This is a genomic window from Alteromonas sp. MmMcT2-5, assembly GCF_022348315.1.
GTDB classification, from domain to species: domain Bacteria; phylum Pseudomonadota; class Gammaproteobacteria; order Enterobacterales; family Alteromonadaceae; genus Alteromonas; species Alteromonas macleodii.
This window is the reverse complement of record NZ_JAKRFB010000006.1, coordinates 36194-61246: the sequence shown is the minus strand read 5'-3', so window position 1 is coordinate 61246 and position 25053 is coordinate 36194. Positions and strand designations below refer to the sequence as shown.

Below are 25053 nucleotides of genomic sequence, written 5' to 3'. Positions count from 1 at the left end.
ATATTCGCCATTCGCTTTTAAAATCGAAAGCGCGATTGTGAGTGGCGCTGTTTGTCTATTCCACCGCGGGATGTAATTGCTCGATATCAGGAACAACTGTGAGTTTTAAATCAAGCGCTTTCCAGTAGTGGCTTTCTCGTAGCAGGTCAGCTGAGATAATAGGTTTTTCATCTAACCAGCCATCGGGGAAGGTAATGGTCAGTTCGTTCTTTTCTACATTAACAACGAGGTCAGGTACAAAACCCTCTTGGCGTTTAATATTAAGCAGTACACCCAAACGCAGTAACGCGATTAAATGCTTAACCGACTGCTCATCGAAAAGATTAAATGCGGGCAATTCATTGGTTCGAATTTTCTTTCTATGGAATCGCACGAGCGTAGCTAGCAGTAATTGTTGTTCCTGCGTAAACCCAGGCATGTCCACATTACCAAGAATATAGGCGCTGTGTTTTTGTATGCCTCGAGAGTTAATTTGCATGCCGACTTCGTGAAGTAAAGCTGCCCAGCCGAGCATGCTTTTAAAGTCACGCCCTTTAAGTTTCCATGCTTTTTCAACATCGTTGAAAAGTGAAAGGGTTGTATTAAGCACCATAGTGGCTTGGGACGTATCTACATCGTAGCGCGTTGCCAAACTACTCGCGGTTCTGCCGCGAATATCAGCGTGATGAAGCTCATCTTCCATCTGATAAAGCACGCCTTCGCGCAAGGCGGCAGGCGAGTACACCAAGCCTTCAATCTCTAGCGCTTTGAAAACGGCGATAAGAATAGCGAGGCCGCCAGCAATAACCACACGACGATCTTCACTTAAATCTGGGTAGCTTAATTTGTCTATATGCCCTGCGCTTATGAATTGCTTCATTAAATTGCGCAAACTTTTAAGTGTCACCGGAATATCGTGGCCATTGGGTCTGTCTTGCTGACAAAGTGTAAACAGCGAACGAATGGTACCAGACGTACCGATACACTGGACCCAGCCCAGTCTGCGATATTTATTATCTATTAACTCAAGCTCTTGCTGTGCAGCCGTGATAGCACGATCAAAGGCTTTTGGCTTTAGCTCACCGTCAGGGAAAAACCGTTTGGTATAGCTTACGCAGCCCATTTGAAGGCTGCGGCAAAGTAAAGGCGTAAAACCTTCGCCAATAACGAACTCAGTAGAGCCACCGCCTATATCAATAACCAGCTGTTGGCCGTCGGAGTGGTTAGTATGTGCAACGCCTGAATAAATAAGTCGCGCTTCTTCTACACCAGAAATGACTTCGATAGGGTAGGGAAGGATATCTTTTGCTGCGCTGATAAAATCGCGGGCGTTACGCGCTCTGCGCAACGTATGGGTGGCGACAATTCTCACGGAGTCGGGCTCAAAACCTTTAAGGCTCTCTGCTACTACTTTTAGCATAGCAAGCCCACGCTCCATCGCTTCATCAGACAAGATATCGTCGTCGTTGAGACCTTCGGCCAAGCGTACTTTTTGTTTAACTCTATGCAGAATCTGCACAGACCCAGCAACAATGCGTGCTACTACTAAGTGAAAACTATTTGAGCCAATGTCTAGTGCTGCGACTTTATTGACTTCGCGGGTTTCCACGTCATTAAAAACTGATTCGTGCTGGGTCATGTACTAATTTTCTATCCTACAAAGTGTCTTCTAGCTTCTTCAAATAGTCACAAATTTCTATCTGAGAACGAAGTTTTTTACGATTTCCCCTGCGAACGTACTTGTTGCTCTGATCCTTGTCAATCACTCGAGCCTTCAGGGTATCTTTAAATTGTAGCTCCATTATATCAACAATGCGCTGTTGAAGACCTTTATCATACACTGGACAACCTACTTCAATGCGGTTGTCCATGTTACGGGTCATCCAGTCAGCAGAAGAGATATACACTTTTCTATCGCCGCCACCTTCAAAAATCATCACGCGAGGGTGTTCGAGAAATCTATCAACAATAGAGATAATTTCGATGTTTTCGCTTATTCCTTTTATCCCCGGATTAAGTGAGCACATACCGCGCACTATACCGCGGATCTTAACCCCCGCCTGGCTAGCCCGGTACAAATCATCAATGAGTTCTTTATCAACAAGGTTGTTAATTTTGAAAGTGATTTGTGCCTTTTGGCCTTGGTTCAAATGCTGAATTTCTTGACGAATTAACGACTGAATTTTGGTTCTGGCGTTTAATGGCGATATTTGAAGATGCTGGAACTTGTAGCGTCGGTAAGGGTACTGAATAAGATCGAATACCGCCACGCCTTCATCGGCGAGTTCTTGATTACGGGTGAATAAGCTGTAGTCGGTATAGATCTTTGCTGTTTTCTCGTTGAAGTTACCCGTACCGAAATGCGCATAGTTCACCAAACTGCCCCGTTCTTCACGGGTCACAATACAAAGTTTAGAGTGAATTTTAAGGGTAGGCACGCCAAGTACAACGCGTATACCTGCATCGGTCATGCGCTTAGACCATTCGATATTTGCCTCTTCGTCAAAACGGGCGCGAAGTTCTACCACAACGGTTACTTTTTTGCCGTTGTCTACCGCGTCAATCAACGAGTTTACAATGCGTGAATTACTGGCAACACGATAAATATTAATACGTATGGTCTTAACATTCGGGTCGAAAGCCGCCTGACGCAAAAACTCGGTGAAGTGTAGGAAGCGGTGGTACGGGTAGTACAGTAGTATGTCTCGTGCAGTAATGGCATCGAAAACGGTGTTGTACTTAGAGAATGCCTTGCTGTCGATAGCAGGCAGCGGCGTATGCTCTAAATATTCCCGACCCACATTAGGGAAGCCAATAAAGTCTTTAAAGTTACGATAGTGCCCAGCAGCGTGCATGGTATCTAGCTTGGTTATCTTAAGTCGCTTGCGCAAGTCAGATTTCATGTCCTCTGGCATGTTCGTGTCGTAGATAACACGCACAGGCTCAGCGATAAGGCGCTGCTTCATACTTTCAGACATCTTTTCAACGAAGCTTTCGTCAATTTCTTCGTTGATAGAATATTCCGCATCACGCGTCATTTTAAACGAGAATGCTTCAATTTCGTCGAACTTCACGAAACCGCGGAAAATGTCTTCGATACACAGCTGAATCATGTCATCGAGCATAATAATGCTCTTCTTCTTGCGGCTTTTTTGCGGTGGGATCAGCATAAAGCGCGACATTTCAGAGGTAGGAACCTGAATAACCGCAAATTTAGGATTGCGGTCTTTCCTTCTAAGCGCCACATATAAATACACCGACGTACCGTTCAAACGGCTAAGTAGGTCGGTCTTCTTATCTATTAAAATTGGTGCAATGTGACGCAGTGCTTTGTTGACGAAGAAGTTGCGTACCCACTGCTTTTGATAATCGTCTAAATCGTCTTTTCGAAGAATATGTATGTTGTAGCGAGCTAGGGACTTAACCACATCCTTATGAATTTGGTCGAACTTTTCAGAAAGCTGGACTACCTTTTTCTGAATAAGTGCCATAAGAGCGGTTTGGCGTTCAGCTTCTTCTTCATTGCCGTCATTTTGCGCAATGGTAATTTGTCGTTTCACGTCAGCGGCGCGCACGCGATAAAACTCATCTAGGTTATTTGAGTAAATACCAAGAAAACGAATTCGCTCCACGGCGGGATTGTTTTTATCTGCGGCTTCTTGCAATACGCGTTCGTTAAACGCAAGCCAGCTTAATTCTTTGGGATAATATAAAACGTCGTTATCCATAATGTCTCAATTCACGTTCATAAAAATGGTCAAAGACTGCCATCAGTCAGTGACACTACTGTGACAACACGTATTCTGGTGCAAGTGCGCACGCATTGCGTTGTGGTTATTCCATTAACTTTCAATATGATAAGTTCGTAATTGTGATGCGCGGATAGTGTATGGCACCACAAATACGCCCTTGTTTTTATCGCTTCGCGGTAATATCCACCACCAAATCGTTAGCCAACGACTCCAGTGAGTCTTGCAATGCGCCGTCGTCAAAATCTTCTGGCACCGCAATTTCTGCTTTTGCTTTGAAAATCAGGCTGCCCCAGTTAGGCGCGCTTTCACAGTGTGAAGCAAAGGTGAGAATATTCAAATTGAACTGGTTTAAAACAGAGGTAAGCTCTTGGACAATACCGGTTTTGTCATTGCCCATTACATCAACCGTCAATTTGGTGGTGTTGTTATTTTCACTGCTAGCTACCGCTACAGATTGCACCGACAAATCTTTAATGGCGTCTAGCGCATCGATTAAGCCCTGTTTGTTCTCATCGGCAACATGTACTTCTACAAAACCGGTGAACATTCCCGCCATATGCGCAAAGCTCGACCCTTGCCAGTTGCCCTCATGTTTGTATACACACTTAGCCAGTGCGTCTACTAAACCCGGCTTGTCTTTACCCATAATGCTTATAACCAATGATTGCATACGATGCTCCTTATTGGGCGTGTAGAGAAAAACTTTGATCGTCTTCCTGTTGGGTAATACCATAGGCGCAGAGTAGGTTGCGCGAAGGTAATGCTTTAAACTTTCACTTGCTATTAGCATAACAAAACTTACACTGCTCACCAGTGCAATTTAGGGTTATTCTTCTTAAAAATGAAGAATTTCGAAAATAAGAATTACTAAACAGCCGCATGACTTTCGACAGCAACAGCACAAACAAAAAACGCCAGCGAAGCGACAGGTGGTCACGCTATGTAGTGACCGGCTTCGGCGGCCTTGTTTTGTTGACGTTAGTTATTCTTATTACCCATCTAATCAGCCAAGCTCTGCCGTTGGCATATACCCCTAGCTTAAATCATCTGTTGAGCTTGAAAACGTCAGATAATGAAAAAATTATCAGCGCAGGCGACATCATTAACAGTCAGCCAATGCTGGTTAGGAAGTCTGACTGTCGATTGGGATTAAAGTTGCTTAAAGGCGATGCTCTGGTAAGTAATCACGATTATATCCGTCCTTGCGAGCATAGGCTGTCTTCCCACAGTGTGATGGGAGAGAACTATATCGTAGACGTTTCTCCCAACGCCCAAGTGAGAGTTTTACCGGTCAGATCGTTCAATATGACCGACGGTAGCGCAGAGGATATTGCCACAAGTACACCGCAAGCAGCGTTGTCGAACAGCATTACGTTCGCGCTTCCCAAAGGTGAGTGGGAGATACGCAGTGACTGGAGCATTGCACTGTCCTCAAAATGGGCAGTGGTTTCTATCGTTCAAGACAATAAAGTGTTTATCCGTTGGGTAAATCGGCTTCGTCCTACACAGGTTGTGGATAAACGGTTTCATAATATAGACAGACTCGTATTGTTACCCGGCAGTCAGAGCGTGTTACTCCAAGTGGATGATGCGCTTTACCTAAATAGGCTCACGGATGAAGGGGCGTCACTACTGCCAATAGCAGGAAACATCACAGCGTCATTAGATGAGAAGATTGTATTCCCACTTGCTAAAGACCGCACCTTTTTCCTAATGAACAGCAATACACAGGCACTTACTCGCTGGGTGCTGAGCAAAAGCGATAAAGGCCTTACCTTTGAACAAACCTACCAAGTAGCGCTACCAGGAGAGAACGTTAAGGATGTGGCAGAACATGCCAGTATGAACTTGGTGGCTGTGCTGACCGATAAAGCAAGAGTGTTGTTGGTAAACCGTGTATCAGGCGATGTAGTGGCATCACAACAGATAGAGCGTTCTGCTGAGAATATCATTTGGTACGGCAATAAGCTTTATGGCTATTCAGATAGCACCTTATCAGTATGGGAAGGCAGGCACTTAAGCGGCGTTACTACATGGGCCTCTCTGTTTGAACCGCAGCACTACGAAGGGTATGAAACGGAAGAAACCGTATGGCAAACCACCAGTGCCTCTGATTTTCAAGAGGCAAAGTTTAGCTTAACACCGCTATTAATAGGCAGTATTAAAGCCTCTCTTTTAGCGCTGCTTATTGCTATTCCGGTTGCTATCGGTGCCGCAATTTACACCGCGTTTTTTGCTAAAAGCCGCCTTCGCAACGTTATTAAGCCGGCTATCGAATTGCTCGAAGCGATTCCCAGTGTACTCATCGGCTTCATCGCGGCTATTTGGTTGTCGCCAAAAGCTGAGCAGTTTTTATTTTCCTTTGCCTTTTTCCTAATCGTTATCCCTTTTGTGCTTATTGTCGTTGCCCTGGTGCAGCGTCCTGTTGCGGAATACTTACCAAAGAAGCTAAGACACGGAGCAGAGCTACTATTTGCTATAAGCGGAGTGTTCCTTTTAGGTTTTATTAGCGTGGAGTATGCGCCTTCGCTTATTTTCTCGATAATGGGGGGAGACGGGTTTACAATGCTTGCGGCCGAGTCCGATAGTCCCATCGGGAAAACGACTATAGTGGTAGCGTTAGCGTTAGGTGTGGCCATATCACCTAGTATCTATTCCCTTGCTGAAGATGCCATAAACGGCGTTCCAAATGATTTAAAACACGCCTCTTTTGCTTTAGGCGCCACACGATTACAGACCTTACTTCATGTTGTTCTTCACGTTGCACTACCGGGTATTGTTGCCGCGATTATGCTAGGTTTCGGCCGCGCGTTTGGTGAAACCATGATAGTCCTTATGGTGACGGGGAATACGCCAATCTCCAGCTGGGGCTTGATAGAAGGTTTGCGAGCACTTACTGCTAACTTGGCAATTGAACTTCCAGAAGCAGATGTATCATCGGCGCACTATCAAATTCTATTTTTCACCGCGTGTATTTTGTTCCTGTTTACCTTCTTGGTAAACACCATGGCAGAGCTATTGCGACAGCGTATAAGAAGTAGGGCGTACTATGGTTAATCGAACAACGTTTGGGTTAAGTGCGGTACAGCGTCAATCGTTAGTCATTAGCTTAACGGCTTTTTTCACCAGCCTGCTGCTTATTGCGCTAGTTAGCATTCTTATACTTATTAGTTTTCGAGGTACGGCATATTTTTGGCCAGAGCCCATCTATACGGTTACCGGTACGCATCAAGACGGCACAAGGTTTTCGGTGCTTGCGAACCTATTTGATGAATCGACAAATGAGGATGTGACACTTAAGTTCTCAGATGCTCAGCATCCTTATGGCTTTCAAGTCCAGTTATCTCGAGAGGAAATAGAGACTTCTCTACTTGCAAACCAAAGCGCAGAAATAAAACTGTTAGACGGCAGGCGTGTGTTGGCAATTCCTGAATACATCGTCGTGCCATCTAAACCGCCTCAACCTCTTGGTAACATTGACATTGTGCTAGAGGAAGTGGCCCAAATAAGCGCTCAAATTGAAGATTTAAATACGCAACACCTTGCACCTATTCACGAAGCGCTATCTCAATTTGATAAACGTAATGTTGTTGCCGACGCGCCAGCAAGAGAGCGTTTAGTGGCATCGTTTGACGAATACCAAAAGCGTGTGGAAGCGTTAGAAGCAACACGAGCCGAGTATACCTTATTGGTAAGTTTTGCTGACGAAACGCCGTTTGTTATTCCCATATCTAGTATTCAAGATGTGGATTTTGTCAGTCGTCTAAGTACATGGGAAAAGTGGCAGGTGGCGTTTTCGGAAATCGGTGTTTTTCTCACCGATTCCCCTAAACAAGCGAATACCTCAGGTGGCGTCTTCCCTGCGTTGTTTGGTACTGTACTCATGGTATTTTTAATGACCATCATCGTAACGCCCTTTGGTGTATTAGCCGCTATTTACTTGAGCGAGTATGCACCTAACACGGCGCTTACCACTATTATTCGTGTCAGTGTAAGCAACATGGCAGGTGTACCTTCTATTGTTTACGGCGTATTCGGCCTTGGTTTCTTTGTTTATACCTTGGGCGGCAGTATTGATGAGCTATTGTTTAGTGACACACTGCCAGCACCCACAATGGGAAGCCCTGGCGTTTTCTGGGCTGCCTTAACCATGGCAATTTTGACCTTACCTGTAGTGATTGTGGCGACTGAAGAAGGCTTGCGCAGGGTGCCGGAAGGATTGAAAGCGGGCAGTTACGCATTAGGAGCTACCAAAATTGAGACTATAGTGCGTACCGTATTGCCTATTGCGTCTCCGGGTATTATGACTGGCGTAATTTTGGCGATTGCGAGGGCGGCAGGTGAAGTAGCGCCACTTATGTTAGTGGGGGCGGTCAAGTTTGCGCCAACCTTGCCTATAGATGGAGAGTTTCCTTATCTCCACCTTGATAGGCAGTTTATGCATTTGGGCGTGCTTATTTATGACGGAGCGTTTCACAGCCAAACTGATGGAAAGAGCGCAAGCATGATGTTTGCCGCTTGCTTGCTTTTACTCGTGGTGGTGTTTGTATTAAATATTCTGGCAGTTGTACTTAGAGCGCGCCTGCGCAAACGCTATCTCAAAGGATAATACAGGTTTTGTAACATGTTGAAGTTGTTTGAACACAATACGCTGAACGTTAACGACATTGGTGAAGAACAAACTGCGGTAGAGGTTAAAAACCTCAACCTGTGGTTTGGCAACAAGCATGTGTTAAACGACATCAGTATGCGGATCCCAAAAAACAAAATCACAGCGTTAATTGGTCAAAGTGGTTGCGGTAAATCTACACTCATTAGCTGTTTCAATCGCCTTAACGATTTGTATGACGGTTGCAAATACGATGGTGAAATTATTATTGATGGGCAAAACATCAATAGCCGCAAAGTAAATGTGTCACGCCTAAGAACGAACGTGGGCATGGTTTTTCAGCGACCCAACCCCTTTCCTATGAGCATTTATGAGAACGTGTGCTACGGGCTTAAGCTTCAAGGCGTTAAAATTCGTCGACACTTAGACGACGCGGTGGAAAGCGCACTGAAACAGGCGGCGCTGTGGGACGAGGTTAAAGATCGTTTATTTGAATCCGCTCATGTTTTATCTGGCGGTCAGCAGCAGCGTTTGGTGATTGCAAGAGCACTAGCGTTGAAGCCTGACATTCTACTTCTTGATGAACCCACCTCGGCCCTTGACCCTCTGACCACGCTTTTTATCGAAGAACTGATGGATGCATTAAAGAAACAATGCACCATTATTATCGTGACGCACAACATGCAGCAAGCGGCTAGGGTAAGCGACTACACCGCCTTTTTCCATCAGGGCAGGCTGATAGAATATGCAGACAGCGATACGCTGTTTACTATGCCAGAGAAGAAGCAAACCGAAGACTACATAACGGGGCGATATGGATAACGTAGCAGTAGGTGTGTGTTCTAACATGGGTTTGCGCCGTAATGCTTCAATTTGGCAAGATGTAGCGGTTTGTCACGATAGTTCTGCCACAGGTAGCGGCACGATTGATTGTCGTTATTCGTTATGCTTACGCCGCGAGGAGAAAACACCATGCGACAGGTAGCCTTAAACACGCATATTTCGGGTACGTTTAATATCGAGTTGGAAAACTTGCGTAACTCGGTATTAACCATGGGGGGCGAAGTTGAACAGCAGCTGGTGGATACGTTAAAAGCGGTAAAGCACAATCATGCCGCTCTGGCTGAAAAAGTGGTGTTGAACGACTTAAAAATTAACTCCATGGAAATTCAAATTGACGAAGAGTGCTTGCGCATTATTGCAAAACGTCATCCTACCGCCAGCGATCTGCGTTTAATTATGACCATTTCCAAAGCCATTACCGATATAGAGCGAATGGGCGATGAAATCGAGCGTATTGCCAAACTAGTAACGCGCAATAAGTTGCCGAGCTCAGATACCATTAAGAGCAGCATGTTACTTATTGGCGAGCGCGTGGCCGCCATGATGCGCGGCACATTCGACGCTTTTGCTCGTCAGGATGAGGCTGCGGCGTTAGAAGTGTATGACCAAGACAACCGCATTGACAGTGAGTACAAACGGCTGCTGTCGTATACCACCTCCGAAATGCAGAAAAGCACTGACGACATGCAGGATTGGCTGGATGTGTTGTGGGCAATGCGCTCGTTAGAGCGAATTGGTGATAGATGTAAAAACGTGTGTGAATATGTGGTTTATCTCACTCGCGGTACCGATGTTAGACATACACCGCTGGAAAATATGCAGCAAAAGCTGGAAGATTTGACGTAAACCTGTCCAAATGGTCAGTGTTATTTTGCGTAGTAATATTCAAATATGAAAGTTCGTGAAATTTATTTGTCATAAAACTGAAATATTTGGTGGTTTTATCATCGCATTCAAATAATTCCGCATACTTTTATCGTTTTTCAGTGATTTTCGCTATGGCTTCTAACATGATTACGTTATCATGCGCCGCAGCCAAGAACAGATCGTGCAAAATTTAATCGAACCTTATGATAAAACACAATTTGTCTTTAACTTCATTCTCTAGCCTTTGTGGTGAAGAGATCATGCTACTTACTCAAGTAGCGTCCAGCCTAAATCGCGTTTAGATCGGGAGCGATTATCCGTGGAATTTTTTGAAAGTTATGGCCTAATTCTTATAATCCTTGCCGCCGGCGTTGGTTTCGTCATGGCATGGGGTATTGGAGCGAATGACGTTGCCAACGCAATGGGTACGTCAGTAGGTTCTAAAGCTTTAACCATAAAACAAGCCATTATCATTGCTATGATATTTGAGTTTGCTGGCGCCTACCTAGCAGGTGGCGAAGTAACGTCTACCATTCGAAAAGGGATTATCGACTCAACCTATTTTATAGACATACCTGAATACCTTGTATTAGGCATGATCTCATCACTACTTGCAGCTGGAATCTGGCTTGCGGTAGCGTCATGGTTGGGGTGGCCTGTATCTACCACTCACTCAATTATCGGTGCAATCATCGGTTTTACTGCCACTGGCGTCAGCATGGACGCAGTAGCATGGGACAAAGTGGGTGGTATTGTTGGTAGTTGGGTAGTAACCCCAGCTATTTCAGGCATCATTGCTTATCTTATTTTCATGAGCGCGCACAAGCTCATCTTCCAAACTGCCTCTCCGTTTGCAAATGCTAAGCGTTATGTGCCGTTCTATATGGCATTAGCGGGCTTTGTGATGTCGCTTGTTACTATCAAGAAAGGCCTTAAGCACGTTGGTTTAGAGCTAAGCGCTGTTAACGGATATGTGCTGGCGATTGCTATTGCCGTAGCGTTGGGCTTCTTGGGTAAATGGTTTATCGGCCGTATGAAGTTCAGCGGTTCTGAAGATGCAGACCTACAGGCGGCTAACGTTGAGAAAGTATTCGCACTTCTAATGGTAGTAACAGCCTGTTGTATGGCGTTTGCCCACGGTTCAAATGATGTAGCTAACGCTATTGGACCATTGGCTGCGGTAGTTAGCGTAGTAAGTAGTGGCGGCGAAATTAACTCTAGCACTACGCTTGCACCTTGGATCCTTCCTCTTGGTGGTTTAGGTATTGTTGCGGGTCTTGCGCTATTTGGACATCGCGTTATCAAGACCATTGGTCAAGGTATTACACACTTAACACCAAGCCGCGGTTTTGCAGCAGAACTCGCTGCAGCGTGTACGGTAGTTATCGCATCAGGTACGGGTTTACCTATTTCGACTACCCAAACGCTTGTAGGAGCGGTACTAGGTGTAGGTCTGGCGCGTGGTGTATCAGCGCTTAACCTAGGCATTGTGAGAAATATCGTCGTATCGTGGATTGTTACGTTGCCTGCAGGCGCAATCCTCTCGATTATTTTCTTCTACATTCTTAAAGCGTCGTTTGGCGTAGCGTAAAACACAGCGCTTACAAACGTTCGTATTAAGCGAAAAGAATTAAAAAAGGCCGTGCTTGAAGTGAAGCACGGCCTTTTTGTTTGTGGAATGTTTTCTTTAATCAATGGAGATAGGCGTTTCAAAGCCACGGGGTTTAACACCCACAACGGCACACTTAAGCTGATGGATAGTTTCTTCTGCGGTGTCGCCCATGATGTAGCCAGGCACACCTAAACGTGCCACTGTGCCCATAACAATAATGTCGGTATCAAGGGATGTGGTTGTGGCTGCAATTTCTTTTCGAGGGTAACCGTGAACAATGTGCTTCTGAGGTTTCAAATACTCTAATACATTGTCATCCAATTCATTGCCTAGTTCTTCAAGCAATTTGTCTAGTTCCGATTCACGCTCGGCATGGATTTTTGCAAGATCGGTTTCCATTCTATCGTTATCAACCGATATGAAACCGTCTCTTGCTATGTTCTCAGGAACCGCATCAAAAACGTGAACAATGTGTAGCTGTGCAAACTCTAACAAGGCTATTTGGCTTGCGTGACGCAAAATGTCGCGATTAAGATCGCGCCTAATAGACACTTCATGCTGTGGATAGTGATAGTTCAAATCCAGTGCTGCAACTACGTTTTTGTACTGACTGCGAGGCTTGTGGTTAATGATCCAAACCGGACAAGGGCATTTGCGGAATAAACGCATATCTAAGCTTCCGAATAGCTTATCTAGAAAGCTCTCTTCTGCCCGTTTAATTACTAGATCGATATTGTTCTTTTTTACATAACGCACAACGTCAATAAGCGGCTGACCTACCGTTACCGCAGTAGACACAGGATAGTGTTTTCCCCAGCTTTCCGCTTGTTCTTTTAACCAATGCTGGGCTTGGGTTTCCATGGTTTGCTGAGAATCAACATAAGAGAAAGACTCCATGACCATACTGGCGTTGGGCGGCAAAGATTCTAACGAAAGCATAATGGTAAGCGAGGCTTGATGCGCTTTGGCGATATGCAGTGCTTGGGCTACCGTATCATCTTGACGATGAGAGTCGCTCAATACACATAAAATGTTCTTATAATGTCCTTTCATACTGCCCTCAATAGTTAATCGCTCTATTGACTGAATGATACAAGAGCGGGTCTTACTTCGCTGTAAAAATATGTTGCGTATAACGCTTTAATTTAATCCTAACGCTACTTATGGGGGCTTTCCAGCGGGAAATGTCAAATTCTCAAAAGCTTCTTATAGATTGCACAATAAACAGAATTATCTACCTCTTTTTTAGGGTGTTGTATACGTACAGCTGCAAATAATAGAAGATCGCTCTCGTTAACCATGGGCATCAATCCTAGGCGCTATTTAATCTTTATGTTAGATTAATCCAATATTTTTTAATCCCTTTTTAAATAATTGTGAGATGCCCATGAAATGGCCTAATCTTAAGCACCTGCACTATTTGGTGACGCTACATCAAGAGCAACATTTTCACCGTGCTGCACAGCGCTGTAACGTAAGTCAGTCAACATTGAGTACGGCCATTCAGAACCTTGAAGAGCACTTCGGAAGCCAACTTCTTGAGCGTGAACATAAAACCTTTGTGTTTACATCGTTGGGACTAGATATTGTTGAACGCAGTAAAGTACTGCTTCAGGAAGCGGGAGAGCTGGTTGAGTATGCGCAAAACGCGGGCAATTGGCAGCGAGGCACTTTAAAACTAGGTGTTATTCCAACCATTGCGCCGTTTCTTTTTGAAGGCATGATGGGGGCGTTTTCTGCATTTTTACCCGAGATCAACTTAGAAATGCAGGAAGACACAACGGAGAAGTTGCTACAGCAATTGACCGACGGCAGATTAGACTTACTTATTCTAGCGTTGCCAATGGAAACACCAGGGTGTAAACAGATGGTCTTAGGGCATGACCCGTTCCATCTTATTGCGCACAAAGATATGGCTGAGCAACTACCTAATCCTGTCGACATTTCAACCTTGCCCAAAAAAAGTATTTTCTTACTACAGCAAGAACACTGTATGACCGGGCATGCGGTAAGCGCGTGCAATCTTCAGCACAGCGACCAAATTAGCAGCGTAGCGGCAAGCAGCTTATATACCTTGGTGCAATTAGCGAATAGCAAAATGGGCTACACCTTCTTACCTGAACTTGCGATAAACCAGTCTATTCTTGAGCATACAGGTCTTAAGAGCTTCCCCGCTGAAGAGCAGGGGTTTCGTGAGATTGGCTTAGTATGGCGTTCAGGCACGACACGTATGCAGCTGTTTCGTCGTATTGGTGAAATTATCTCGCCACTGCTACCTATTCCCACGTTAAAATAAGCTTGGCGCTGAGCGCGCTTCCCTTCATAGTTAGCTAAAGCGGTTGAGCCTATAGGTTCAGCCGCTTTTTTATTGCTGACATCAAGTATTGTCTTGTGCACCAACCCCAAAGAAGTTCTTCAGCCTTCGCTTAAAGCACAGTTTCATTGGCGTTATTCCCTAAATGACAATTTATTTATCAATTAAACAAACTTTTTTGCAAAGCTTATCGACTTAATGGTTAAGTAAAAAAACAGAGCGTAAAAACGGGGAACGGCGTGTTTAATAAACGAGATGAAAAACTCGTGGAACAGGCATTAAGGGGTAATAAAAAAGCGTGGTTTACGCTTATATCTCGCTACGAAACCGCTATGTATCAATACGGTATTCGAATGACAGGGAATAGCCATGATGCAGCAGATTTAATGCAGGAGATTTTTATCTCTGTGTTTCGCAGTCTTGCTTGTTTTAAAGGTGAGGGCAGTTTTAAAAGTTGGCTCTATCGCATTGCCCACTGTCGCTGCGTTGAACTGTATCGCAAGCGAAAGCCGCATTCTGACATTGACGATATACAGGCGCCACTTTGCGGTGCGCCATGCCCTGAAATGCAGCTTTATAGCGACAGAGAGAGTAGAGCATTAACGCAGGCTATGCAGACCCTACCTTTGTGCCAAAAGGCGGTGGTGGAATTGAAGTTCTTCGGCCACTTCACGTTCGAAGAAATTGCACAGCAAATGGATATCTCAGTAAATACCGCTAAGTCGCGACTTTACGCAGCCTTAGCAAAGTTGAAGTTGGAGTTGGAATAATGACCTTATATGACAAAGAAGCCTTATTCTCAGCTTATCTGGACAACTCGCTTGATAGCGAGCAAGAAAAGCAGTTTAACGCGTTGTGTGATTCAGATGCTGAGTTCGCGCAGGCGGTAGAAAATAGCGCCCGTTTGAACAGCGCAAGCTCAAGCTTCGTTGCTCCGGCACTTCCCCAGTGGGACAAAGAACAGACCTTTTTTAAGAAAGATGAACCACGTTCGCTGTCGTCTTGGTTTAGCTTGCCAGCGTGTGCCATGGCCATGTCGGCGTGTGCGCTGTTAGCCGTACTCACCGGCGCAAAGCTGTCGTATAGCGATAACGGTATAGCGCTTACGTTTTCAAACAAAAGCGCCAACACAGTGGATGAAATGGTTGAGCAGCGCGTGACACAAGAAGTCGCTAAAGCTTTAGGTGAGCAACGTGATTTCTATCAACAAGCAAACCAAACACTATTCAAAGAATACGCTCAGGCGCTATCTACACAGCAGCAACAAAGCAGTGCAGAGCTTACTAAGTATTTGTTAGCGTCGAGTAGAGAAGAACGCAAACACGACTTTGCCGAGCTTATTAAATTTATCAACGAGCAGCGTATTGACGATCAAAGATTCTATGCACGCCAATTTACGCGTCTCCAGGATGAAATTGATGACATTGAAATAGGGTACAGCGCGGTAAGTTTATCTAACAGCCGTTCTGAAGTGCCATTAACCATGCCATATGAAACAAACAATCCACAGTCGTCGCTAGATGATTAATGTAATTAGGTGAAATTATGAAACGTTTATTAACTGCTTTACTACTTTGCTCTGCTGCTGGTGGTCTTGCGAACGCACAAAGTGCGCAAAAATATGACACGCTATCGAATGAATTAGAAATAATGTCTGGGGTACTCAAAACGTCCTTACGACAAAATGCCGCAACTGATTCTTGGAGAGTGAGTCAAATTGAAACCAGCTATCTTGCTGGGCAGGGGGCGGTATTTACTTTTTCAGTAAGAGGCCAAAGCGGTAACTGGGTACGAGAGATAGAAACGCTGGTAGAAGGATTAGTTGCCACCGTACCACCTGCACCGCCTGCACCACCAGTTCCGTCTGCAAATTCGTTTAGTGATGTTGATGACATTGTGTTTGAAGCAGCCAGAGAGTGGGAAGCTTACGCAGAAGAAACCAGCCATCGTTTTTCTCAGGCGTTTGCTGACAACAATAGTCGCTTACGCGACTTGCGCAACATGCAGCGTGAACTTGCCTGGGAAGCAAGAGAAGTAGAGCGTGAACTGCGAGATATTACCTTCGAATTGCGTCACGCTGACGAGGCGCGAAAAAAAGAATTACTCGTGCAAAAAGAGCAGTCTGGAGAGCAGCTTAAGCAATTAGAAGCGAAAGAAAAAAGCATGAAGGATGAGCTTAAAGCAATTGAAAAAGAGCAGACTAAACAAATGGAGGCGCGTAAAGCGCAGCAGCAGCAAGCTTACAAAACGTTTCTGGCCGGTTTTGAGTCGGGCATGAGCGAGACCTTATGCAGATTTGGGTCAGGCTTACGCGGTCTGCCGGAAAATGAACATATCAGCATGGTGCTGAAAGATTTTGAGATGGACGAGAGCCGCGAGCGCAAAGACCGAATTTATGTATTTACTCGTGCTGATATAGTGCGCTGTGTTCAAGAAAAAATAGACGCGAATAAACTTCTCACCAACGCTAATATTTATCAGTTTTAAATAAATAAGCTCGGCGCACTTATAAACGCTTTGCTTTGTTAAAACAGCACGCGCGCCTTCGTTAATGAACGTTGATAACGAAGGCGCGCTTTTTATTGGCCTACATTTTAGGTGCAATATGCCCTAATTCTGCTGCCCATGTGAGTTCAGATCTCTTAAGGTTATTTGCCGCACTAGCGCCAAAGCTATGCAGAGCGTTATATGCACTATTGGATGGAACGCGGCAATAGTGGCAAAGGGCGTAAAACAATAAACTACAGCGGTGCTGTGAACCGTCGCAGTGTAAATATATCTTCGCTCCTTCGGTCAACATTTGAGATAGTTCATGAAGGTATTGATGAAGATGCGTATCCTCAGTAGGCGATTCTGACGATGGATGTACAAAGGGAACCCATAGCCACTCTAGCCCAGCTGCAACAGAATTGTCGCGTATAACTGGCGCATGTTCTTCACTGGTCTGAACCGTTGCAATATGGGTAACACCCAGTGACTTAAGGCGTTCAAAGTCACTTTCAACGGGCTTTTTACCCAAGCATATTTGTCCTGCGTGTAGTGAAAACCACGCAATACCTGGTGTCAACGTAGTGCTGTTTTCCTTTTTCTCGGCGTCTTGCTTGTTTGTTAGCATAAGTTTTTACATGGTTTTGGCATAGCAGCTTAATTTGGGCCTTTTGTTAAACGACAAAATAATAAATTGAAAAGTAGTGGCAGCTACATCCGCCAATCACGAACATGTGCCAAATTGCATGGGTGTACTTTACCTTTTTTGCCACGTAAAAGCACACACCTACGCTGAAACACAGCCCGCCTGCTACCAATAACCAAAGGCCAGCACCGGGAAGCGCAACATAAAGAGGGTAGATAAGACCTAGTGCAATCCAGCCCATAAGCAAGTAAGTCATCACGGATACCTTGGGAAAGCGATGCTGCGCGACGAGCTTAAACGCCACGCCACCTATTGCCAAGCTCCAAACAATAGCCGTCATTGTGATACCCAATACGCCACCAATTGAAACCAGCAATAAAGGTGTGTAAGTACCCGCTATCAACAAATATATCGCGCTATGGTCAAATAGCTTAAGCCACCCCTTTGCCTTTTGATGAGAAATGGCGTGATAAAGGGTTGAACTTAAGAACACTAAAATGAGGGTAGAGCCGTAAATAGCCGCAGTGGTTAACGCGAGCGTATCCTCCGCTCGATACAACATAAATACTAAACCCACGATAGCAGCAATAAAGCCAACCCCATGACTAATACTGTTCAGCCACTCTTCCAGTACAGAGTAGGCTTTTGCAGGAATGCTTTTTGATTGCGGCACAGCCTGTGTCTGAATCTGTTCTTGGATCATCACAGCTCCTGTTTTTTTTTCTTTCTAAGAATAATGGGTAGTAAATGCCCTTAAAGCCTCTTGTCGCACTTTCTCGATAAGACATGCGATCATTTCAGCGACTAACGCTTTCAATTGAAACGTGCAGCTCAGCATTTTCCCTACTACGTCCATTAGGACAATTATAGCGCACACTTGTTCGCTCAATGCGAAAATAATAACAGAAAACGTCAAAAATCTGATGACAATCAGATTACAAAAAGAGGTTAAAATACCAATACGCATAGATAATTGCCTACTCACAAGGCGCTGGCAAGTTTCCTAGCAATGCTTGGGAATGTAGGGCTGAGTGGTGATTATCTATCCGGACTAGTTTAAATCTGCATTCTCAAAACAGCCGCCTAATTTGTCCAGTAGGACTTTTAACGTACGGCTTTCATCTGCAGTCATGCCATTAAGCTTGCAGAGCATTTGCACAGGCACGTCTTCTGCTATGGCTTTCTTCTTCTTGCCCGTTTCAGTGAGTTGAACGCGCTTAACGCGTTTGTCGGCTTTATCTTTAGTGACAACTAAAAAGCCTTTGTCTTGTAGCTTTTTGAGAATCAGCGACATAGCACCACCGTCTATGGCCGTTCTCTCCAGAAGCTCGGCAATAGTAATGCCATCGTTTTCCCATAGCGCCATTAAAGTCACATATTGAGGATAGGTGATATCCAGCGCTTTAAGAAGGGGGCGGTAAGCACGAGTGAATGCATTCGACAGCGTATAAAAACGGTGGCAAAGCTGATTTTCCAACTTCAATAATTCTGACATGATGCTTAACCCTTATCGGTAAGGCTTTTTCTTAACAATAATATTTTGCATACAAAACACTTGATCTGCAAGTTGGTTTGGTGATAATTTATTTTGCATGCAAAGTAGTTGTTTAAATAAACCTATGAGGAGAGTAACATGCATAAACTTCAACAAGTCGTTTATACCGGAAGTGCAACAGCAACGGGTGGTCGTGAAGGAACAGCGAAATCAAGTGATGGTAAGCTAGACCTTAAACTCTCTACACCTAAAGAATTGGGCGGTGCAGGTGGAGAAGGCACGAACCCTGAACAAATGTTCGCAGCGGGCTATTCGGCGTGCTTTATCGGTGCACTTAAGCATGTGGCTGCATCGCAAAAAATTAAGCTGGCCGATGACATTAGTGTAACTGGCAACGTTGCAATTGGACCTATTGAACAAGGCTTTGCTATTGCAGTAAAACTGACGGTAGATTTGGGCGATATGGACAAAGCACAAGCGCAAGGCTTGGTGGAAACTGCGCATCAAGTATGCCCATACTCAAATGCGACCCGCGGTAACATTGAAGTAGATATTAGCCTTGCTTAATTAAACGGCAAACGAGTCAGCGGTTAACGCAAATAGTTAATGCCCTTGTCGGATAGCTGCGCCTTCGTCAGATGGCGTAGCTATCCTGCACTTATTCACGTCAACCCTTACTGCTTTTCGAAATATAGCGCAGTTACAACGCAGCTCTTCGAATTAGAGTCGCCAGTCATATAACAGATTGATACACTGAGATCGTATCAATCATCCTTTAGGAAGTTATATGAAAAAATACGGATTACTGGCTACATTCGTATGCGCGCCCGTGTTGCTCGCGTGCAGTGATAACACCAGTTCAAGTTCACCAAATACAGAAAACGAGCAAGCCGTTGCGTCTACTTCGGAGTCTAGTGCAGATGCGGCTAAGCACACCGATGCAGGTATTGCTTCTGGTGTAGATTACCACTCATTTGCTAACCCTAATGAAATTCGGGTTACGCACCTAAGCTTAGATTTAACCGCAAACTTTGAGTCGAAGCAGCTCGTTGGTGAAGTGACCCTCGATGTTGAGCGTACGAAGCCTGAAAACAATACGCTAGTATTGGACACGCGAGCGTTAGAGATTGAGCGTGTTAGCGTAGAGGGAGAAAGTGTTCCCTTTGAAATGGGAGAGACTGACCCTGATTTAGGCACGCCTCTTACGATTACTCTACCAAGTGCGGCAAACTCAGTAACGGTAGCGTATTCAACTTCACCCGAAGCCTCTGGCGTACAATGGTTAACGCCAGCGCAAACGGCAGGTAAGAAGCACCCATTCCTGTTTACACAGGCGCAAGCAGTTCACGCACGAAGCTTTATTCCGCTTCAAGACTCGCCACAAGTGCGCGTAACCTATGACGCAACCATAAAAACACCTGAATCGTTATTAGCGGTAATGAGTGCGTCTAACGACCCAACCACCGAGCGCGATGGCGAATATGAGTTCAATATGCCGCAGCCTATTCCTTCTTACCTTATTGCGTTAGCCATAGGTGATTTGGAGTTTAAAGCTATGGGTGAGCGTACTGGTGTGTATGCTGAGCCTGCGCTACTTGAAAGTGCGGCGAAGGAATTCGAAGATACCGAGGCAATGTTAGAGGTAACGGAAGAAACCTATGGACCTTACCAATGGGATCGTTACGACCTGCTAATTCTACCGCCCTCATTCCCTTTTGGCGGCATGGAAAACCCTCGCTTGTCGTTTATTACACCTACAGTTATCGCCGGTGATAAAAGCTTGGTGTCTCTGATTGCTCATGAACTTGCACACAGCTGGTCTGGTAACACAGTAACAAACGCTACATGGCGCGATCTGTGGTTAAACGAAGGTTTTACGACCTATTTAACCTACCGAATTATGGAAATGATCTACGGTCACGATCGTTTCAAAAAAGAAGCAGTACTAGGTTATCAAGACCTGGAGAACGATGTTGCAGCCCTAGAAGAGGATGATGAAATCCTGGCGATCGACCTTCGTGGTCGTAATCCAGATGATGTTTTCTCAAATATTCCGTACGAAAAAGGTGCACTGTTTTTACGTGAAATTGAACAAAAGATTGGTCGAGAAAACTTTGATGCTTTCTTAATGCAGTACTTTAAAGACTTTGCTTTTAAGAGCATTACTACCGACACGTTTATTGCTTATTTAGATGATACCTTGTTAAAGCAGTATCCAGATAAGCTAGACGCGGAGCGCATCCAAACGTGGATTTTTGAACCAGGCATTCCCGAGGGAGCGCCACAGCCAGAATCTGATGCGTTCACTAAAATCGATGACACACGAAGCGCTTGGCTTTCTGGCGACGTGAAAGCGGCGGATATTGAAACCGCGCAGTGGACTGTACACGAGTGGCTATATTTTCTAAACAACATGCCCGAATCGCTAAGCAGCGCACAGCTGGCTGAGCTAGATTCAGCGTTTTCACTCACCTCGACTAAAAACAACGAAATTGCTCATAGCTGGTTGATGATCGCAGTAGAGAATAACTATCAGCCTGCCTATGATCGTTTGTATAGCTACTTGGTGTCGATAGGGCGCAATAAGCTTGTTAAGCCCCTTTATCGCGAGCTATCAAAAACACCTGAAGGCAAGGCGTTTGCTAAACGCGCATTTGAAGAAGCGAAACCGGGCTATCACCCACTTACAGTGAAAGCTAATGAAGGCTATGTGAACTAAGACTTTATTAGACTCATGCGAACCGGTCTCGATAAGAAGACCTTCGTTTTTGTGATAACGACAGTAAAGGTCTACGTTTGTAGGTTTCCGTTACTTGGCTAAAAAATAAAAGCAGCTCAATTGAGCTGCTTTTTTTGTGTCTGTCGCTGGTATAGAAAACGCGAGAGGAAAGATAATAAAAATTTGAACAATTGTTCAAATAAACGATCTGAAAGTTGGGTACAACGTATAGAATTTTACTTTGATGTGTATCTGTACAAAGCAGTTTATCGCGATCTCGCTTGTACTTTGAAGGATTAAACCGACTTTAAGGAGTTTTTATGTATACGCAAAAAATGCATCCAGCAACGACATTTCCCGATGTCTCAGCAACCCTATCCACAGGGGAAACGGTGTCGCTTACCAATAAAGAAGAGGGATGTGATTGGAAAATGGTGGTCGTTTATCGCGGTAAACACTGCCCAATATGTACTAAATTCCTGAACAAATTAGAAGATTATAAAGGTCGTCTACGTGAGCTCAATATTGATTTGGTGGCTGTAAGTGGTGACAGCAAAGCACAGCTCGATGAGCATCTAGACGACCTGTCGATTACGTTCCCTATTGCTTACGGTCTCTCGCAAGAAGATATGGAAAAACTTGGGCTATACATCTCCAAGCCGCGTTCAGATAAAGAAACCGACCACAATTTTGCTGAACCTGCGCTATTTGTAGTGAATGAAAAAAACGACATTCATATTGCTGAAATAGCAAACGCGCCGTTTGTGCGCCCTGACTTAGAGCAACTTGTATCAGGCTTGGAGTTTATACGTAACCCAGATAACAACTACCCCATTCGAGGCACCTTTAAAGGATAAGGTTAACAGGCCCTAGTTATGTGTGATTAAAAGGTAAGGCTCTGGTGGTTTTCAGAGCCTTTTTTATTTACATATAGAAACCATCAAAAGCTAGCCCTAATTTTATCGCTTGCTTATTGTTTTCTAGGGCTTACTCGTTTTCAACTGACACTGAAAAAGCAATGGGGGCCATCTGCTTTTTAAAGTCTTCCAGTGCATCTAAAGGTAGCTCAACATTTATTACCACACTGCTTCCATAGTTACAGTTCGCAATTTTACCTTGAGCTTGCTCTACCAAGTGACGTACAAACTGCTCGTGTTTGAAATCGATGTCTACGCTAAGCGCTTCCAGCTTTATCTCTTGTCTTACCTCAAGAGCATCTACGGCTTGCTGTGCTGCAGCCGAGTAAGCCCTTACCAATCCCCCCGCACCCAATTTAATTCCGCCAAAATAACGCGTGACAATAATCATGATGTCGCCGATATCTTTGTGCTGGAGTACATTTAATATGGGTTTACCGGCAGTGCCGCTAGGCTCGCCGTCATCAGCCATCGCCGCGCTACTTGGCGAGTTAGGGTTGCCAAAAACATAAGCCCAGCAATGGTGTCTGGCGTCGGGATACCGTTGTTTCACACTATCTAAAAGCGCCATTGCACTTTCACGAGAATTTGCAAAGCCGGCACAAGCAATGAATTTGCTTTTCTTAATTTCGTACAGGGTTTCAACCTGTTTAGCTGGAACGGGATAAGTCATCAGCGCATTGTAAGCTAAGACAATTTTTTATTTAAGCCAAATAAGGTAAGCAGTGTGTTTTATCGCTTAATAAAACGAAATTTTAGACGACGATAGGCTCAGATAGAACGCAGTGGTCAAAAATACTACTATTTGGCGAATTATCTTGAAAGGTCGTATTTCGTTTACCGTTCTAGCGAGTCCTTATTTCTGTATTTAAAGTTAAGCATCTGAATTTAAATGTTTTTATAAAGTTGGCGCAGTGATTGTAATAGTGAATATGAGTGTGGCCAAGGCGTAACGCCACAACAACGTAACTTCGTCCCAATAAGGAAATCATGCTATGAAATCACGTATTACTGCTATCGCTATTGTTGCTCTTACCTCTGTGTTCACCGGAAGTGCTTTAGCTTCTGTAGAATTTAAGCCTACCGACGATTCGGTCACCTCTAACCTTTGCGTTGCTGCCGCTACCGGGAACAGGTGGAAGCTTCATGAACAAATTAAAGAATCTGCACTAGATAAAAAGTACGTAGCACAGGACATGACGTGTAACGGACTATCTGTCGCTGCGTTTGTTGATCAATATGGCAAGAACGGGGACAGCATCAAGAAGTACCTCAATATTCAACAGAAGCAGATTGCTAGCGTGGTGCACGCAAAATAACCCCTACAATTAAACGGTGCTAGGCTTGTACGTATGCGTACGCGAAAAATCGTTTGTGTGAAAAAGCGGATTAAAAAAGGGCTGTTGATGATACAACAGCCCTTTTTACTAATTTAACATGACTGCTAGCGTAGAATACCTGATACAGTTTCAGATACATTCAATGCGCCTTTTTGAATTTCATCAATAATGCTTTGCACTTGCGCAATCTGTTGACTATTTTGGTCAACACTGTCTTTAACGCCTGCCATTTTCTTCGTGGATTTGTCAGCAAGCTTTCTGTTCTCTGCCACTACACTTTCAATCTCCACAGTCGAATCGCTGGTACGTTGCGCTAGCTGCCTCACTTCATCTGCTACTACAGCAAATCCTCTACCTTGATCGCCTGCACGTGCAGCTTCAATAGCGGCATTTAGTGCTAAAAGGTTGGTTTGCTCAGCAATGCCACTAATCGTTGTCACAATGGTTTCAATTTTTAGCGATTGCTCACTCAGTTCGTGCATAAGTTGATTGGTTTGCTCAACTTCTAACATGGCTGTATTGAAAATCTCAACGCTTCGTTGAAGTGACGAGGCACCTTCATGGGCAATTTGAGACGTCTCTTCTGCCGTTGATACTGCGAGTTCCGCCGCCTGTGCGATTGCATTCTTTTCGTTAATTGCATCGGTAATGTTAGATGCAAATTTAATAACTTTTACTACTCGGCCCGAAGCGTCAAACACGGGGTTGTACGTTGCTTCCAACCACAATGCGTTACCGTGCGCATCTACGCGCTCAAACTGGCCTGAAGAGAAATTACCGCGGGCAAGGTTATCCCAAAAATTAGGATTTTCTTGATAAAACTTATCGCGACAGAACATGCGATGGTGTTTACCTTGAATGTCGGCCAAACTGTATTTCACTGTTGCAGTAAAATTCTCATTTGCCGTGATAATTGTTCCATCAGGATGAAACTCAATCACCGCCATCGACTTGTTTAGTGCGTCAGTCACTGCTTTACCGGCAAAATAGGCGTTTTCATGTTCAGTGATATCGTGGTAAATGGCATGAATTTCTGTAACGCCATGCTTATTCACCGCTACGTAGCTTGCCTTAAGCCACTTCGTTTCACCTAACGCCGATTTTCTTGCAACCGTGTCGCTAAAGCTGCCGCCATTGACCAAGTGTTGCCAAAACGATTTGTACTGTGACTCAGGTTCAACACCTTCAACGCGCATTGCCGCATGGGAAAACGACGTTGCGGTTGAATTTGGGTAATCCAAAATGGAAAGTAATACGGGAGAGGCAAATGTGCACTGTCCACCGGTACTATAAATGGCATAGGCCATTGTGTTTTTGAACGCATCCAGCGTACCAAGCAAGCCTTGGCTCTCGTCCCTAAGAGCCGAAATGTCATTATTGTATCGAGAACTTGATACGAACATAACGTCTCCGAAACTTACAAGTATAATTAAGAATTAGTGTAGTCTATGTTAACTATATTTAACATTTATG

22 protein-coding genes are annotated in these 25053 nt (G+C 44.6%); 13 read left to right on the top strand and 9 right to left on the bottom strand.

Annotated features, from left to right (window positions below; translation table 11 throughout):
* Positions 1-55: 55 nt before the first annotated feature.
* The 3 genes from ppx to MHN09_RS05290 all read right to left on the bottom strand — a co-directional run bounded on the left by ppx (position 56) and on the right by MHN09_RS05290 (position 4401).
* A complete protein-coding gene (gene ppx / locus MHN09_RS05300; RefSeq protein ID WP_039224606.1) occupies positions 56-1618 on the bottom strand; it encodes an exopolyphosphatase in 1563 nt (520 codons plus the stop codon).
* Positions 1619-1634: 16 nt separating this feature from the next.
* A complete protein-coding gene (ppk1, locus tag MHN09_RS05295) occupies positions 1635-3707 on the bottom strand; it encodes a polyphosphate kinase 1 (RefSeq protein ID WP_239239481.1) in 2073 nt (690 codons plus the stop codon).
* Between the two features lie 187 nt (positions 3708-3894).
* On the bottom strand, positions 3895-4401 hold the full coding sequence (locus tag MHN09_RS05290) for an ACT domain-containing protein (protein WP_014975755.1): 507 nt from the start codon (positions 4399-4401) through the stop codon (positions 3895-3897).
* Between the two features lie 209 nt (positions 4402-4610).
* Between MHN09_RS05290 and MHN09_RS05285 the strand changes: the two genes are divergently transcribed.
* From MHN09_RS05285 to MHN09_RS05265, 5 genes are all read left to right on the top strand, one after another.
* A complete protein-coding gene (locus MHN09_RS05285; RefSeq protein WP_049586203.1) occupies positions 4611-6788 on the top strand; it encodes an ABC transporter permease subunit in 2178 nt (725 codons plus the stop codon).
* Positions 6781-8340 carry a phosphate ABC transporter permease PstA gene (gene pstA, locus MHN09_RS05280; RefSeq protein WP_049586204.1) on the top strand — a complete coding sequence of 520 codons (1560 nt, stop codon included), beginning with the start codon at positions 6781-6783 and terminating at the stop codon, positions 8338-8340. The genes MHN09_RS05285 and pstA overlap by 8 nt, the downstream gene beginning before the upstream one ends.
* A gap of 15 nt (positions 8341-8355) precedes the next feature.
* Positions 8356-9162 (top strand): phosphate ABC transporter ATP-binding protein PstB, encoded by an 807-nt coding sequence (pstB, locus tag MHN09_RS05275; RefSeq protein ID WP_014948402.1) that lies wholly within the window; start codon positions 8356-8358, stop codon positions 9160-9162.
* A 150-nt stretch (positions 9163-9312) separates the two neighbouring features.
* Complete coding sequence (gene phoU / locus MHN09_RS05270) at positions 9313-10029, top strand: phosphate signaling complex protein PhoU (protein ID WP_014948403.1); 717 nt, start codon at positions 9313-9315, stop codon at positions 10027-10029.
* A 340-nt stretch (positions 10030-10369) separates the two neighbouring features.
* The gene (locus tag MHN09_RS05265; protein WP_039224609.1) at positions 10370-11641 is read left to right on the top strand and encodes an inorganic phosphate transporter; all 1272 of its coding nucleotides are present in this window, start codon (positions 10370-10372) and stop codon (positions 11639-11641) included.
* 96 nt (positions 11642-11737) lie between these two features.
* On the opposite strand, the gene MHN09_RS05260 is transcribed toward MHN09_RS05265, so the two are convergent.
* Complete coding sequence (locus MHN09_RS05260) at positions 11738-12715, bottom strand: universal stress protein (protein WP_239239478.1); 978 nt, start codon at positions 12713-12715, stop codon at positions 11738-11740.
* A gap of 334 nt (positions 12716-13049) precedes the next feature.
* Here MHN09_RS05260 and MHN09_RS05255 point away from each other — a divergent pair, with 334 nt between their 5' ends.
* The 4 genes from MHN09_RS05255 to MHN09_RS05240 all read left to right on the top strand — a co-directional run bounded on the left by MHN09_RS05255 (position 13050) and on the right by MHN09_RS05240 (position 16463).
* Positions 13050-13958, top strand: coding sequence for a hydrogen peroxide-inducible genes activator (locus MHN09_RS05255; protein WP_014948406.1), 909 nt, complete (start codon positions 13050-13052; stop codon positions 13956-13958).
* Positions 13959-14215: 257 nt separating this feature from the next.
* On the top strand, positions 14216-14746 hold the full coding sequence (locus tag MHN09_RS05250) for an RNA polymerase sigma factor (protein WP_049586206.1): 531 nt from the start codon (positions 14216-14218) through the stop codon (positions 14744-14746).
* Positions 14746-15504 (top strand): hypothetical protein, encoded by a 759-nt coding sequence (locus tag MHN09_RS05245; protein ID WP_168462779.1) that lies wholly within the window; start codon positions 14746-14748, stop codon positions 15502-15504. Before MHN09_RS05250 ends, MHN09_RS05245 begins: the two co-directional genes overlap by 1 nt.
* A 17-nt stretch (positions 15505-15521) precedes the next feature.
* Entirely contained in the window at positions 15522-16463 is a 942-nt protein-coding gene (locus tag MHN09_RS05240; RefSeq protein WP_014975764.1) for a hypothetical protein, read from the top strand.
* A gap of 100 nt (positions 16464-16563) precedes the next feature.
* On the opposite strand, the gene MHN09_RS05235 is transcribed toward MHN09_RS05240, so the two are convergent.
* The 3 genes from MHN09_RS05235 to MHN09_RS05225 form a co-directional block, all read right to left on the bottom strand.
* Positions 16564-17091, bottom strand: coding sequence for a hypothetical protein (locus MHN09_RS05235; RefSeq protein WP_039224611.1), 528 nt, complete (start codon positions 17089-17091; stop codon positions 16564-16566).
* Between the two features lie 46 nt (positions 17092-17137).
* Positions 17138-17812, bottom strand: a complete 675-nt coding sequence (locus tag MHN09_RS05230) for a hemolysin III family protein (protein ID WP_187446890.1) — start codon at positions 17810-17812, stop codon at positions 17138-17140.
* A gap of 348 nt (positions 17813-18160) precedes the next feature.
* A complete protein-coding gene (locus tag MHN09_RS05225; RefSeq protein WP_131135990.1) occupies positions 18161-18604 on the bottom strand; it encodes a MarR family transcriptional regulator in 444 nt (147 codons plus the stop codon).
* A 138-nt stretch (positions 18605-18742) separates the two neighbouring features.
* Here MHN09_RS05225 and MHN09_RS05220 point away from each other — a divergent pair, with 138 nt between their 5' ends.
* The 3 genes from MHN09_RS05220 (at position 18743) to MHN09_RS05210 (ending at position 22180) form a co-directional block, all read left to right on the top strand.
* Positions 18743-19171, top strand: a complete 429-nt coding sequence (locus tag MHN09_RS05220) for an organic hydroperoxide resistance protein (protein WP_014948414.1) — start codon at positions 18743-18745, stop codon at positions 19169-19171.
* 220 nt (positions 19172-19391) lie between these two features.
* Positions 19392-21323 carry a M1 family metallopeptidase gene (locus MHN09_RS05215; protein WP_187446889.1) on the top strand — a complete coding sequence of 644 codons (1932 nt, stop codon included), beginning with the start codon at positions 19392-19394 and terminating at the stop codon, positions 21321-21323.
* Between the two features lie 320 nt (positions 21324-21643).
* The gene (locus tag MHN09_RS05210) at positions 21644-22180 is read left to right on the top strand and encodes a redoxin domain-containing protein (RefSeq protein ID WP_014975770.1); all 537 of its coding nucleotides are present in this window, start codon (positions 21644-21646) and stop codon (positions 22178-22180) included.
* 130 nt (positions 22181-22310) lie between these two features.
* Here the strand turns inward: MHN09_RS05210 and MHN09_RS05205 are convergent, their stop codons facing one another.
* A complete protein-coding gene (locus MHN09_RS05205) occupies positions 22311-22913 on the bottom strand; it encodes a YigZ family protein (protein WP_187447135.1) in 603 nt (200 codons plus the stop codon).
* Between the two features lie 322 nt (positions 22914-23235).
* On the opposite strand from MHN09_RS05205, the gene MHN09_RS05200 reads away from it, so the two are divergent.
* Positions 23236-23559: a DUF3718 domain-containing protein gene (locus MHN09_RS05200; protein ID WP_187447134.1), complete on the top strand. Its 324-nt coding sequence runs from the start codon at positions 23236-23238 to the stop codon at positions 23557-23559.
* 125 nt (positions 23560-23684) lie between these two features.
* On the opposite strand, the gene MHN09_RS05195 is transcribed toward MHN09_RS05200, so the two are convergent.
* On the bottom strand, positions 23685-24983 hold the full coding sequence (locus tag MHN09_RS05195) for a PAS domain-containing methyl-accepting chemotaxis protein (protein ID WP_187447133.1): 1299 nt from the start codon (positions 24981-24983) through the stop codon (positions 23685-23687).
* Positions 24984-25053 lie beyond the last annotated feature (70 nt).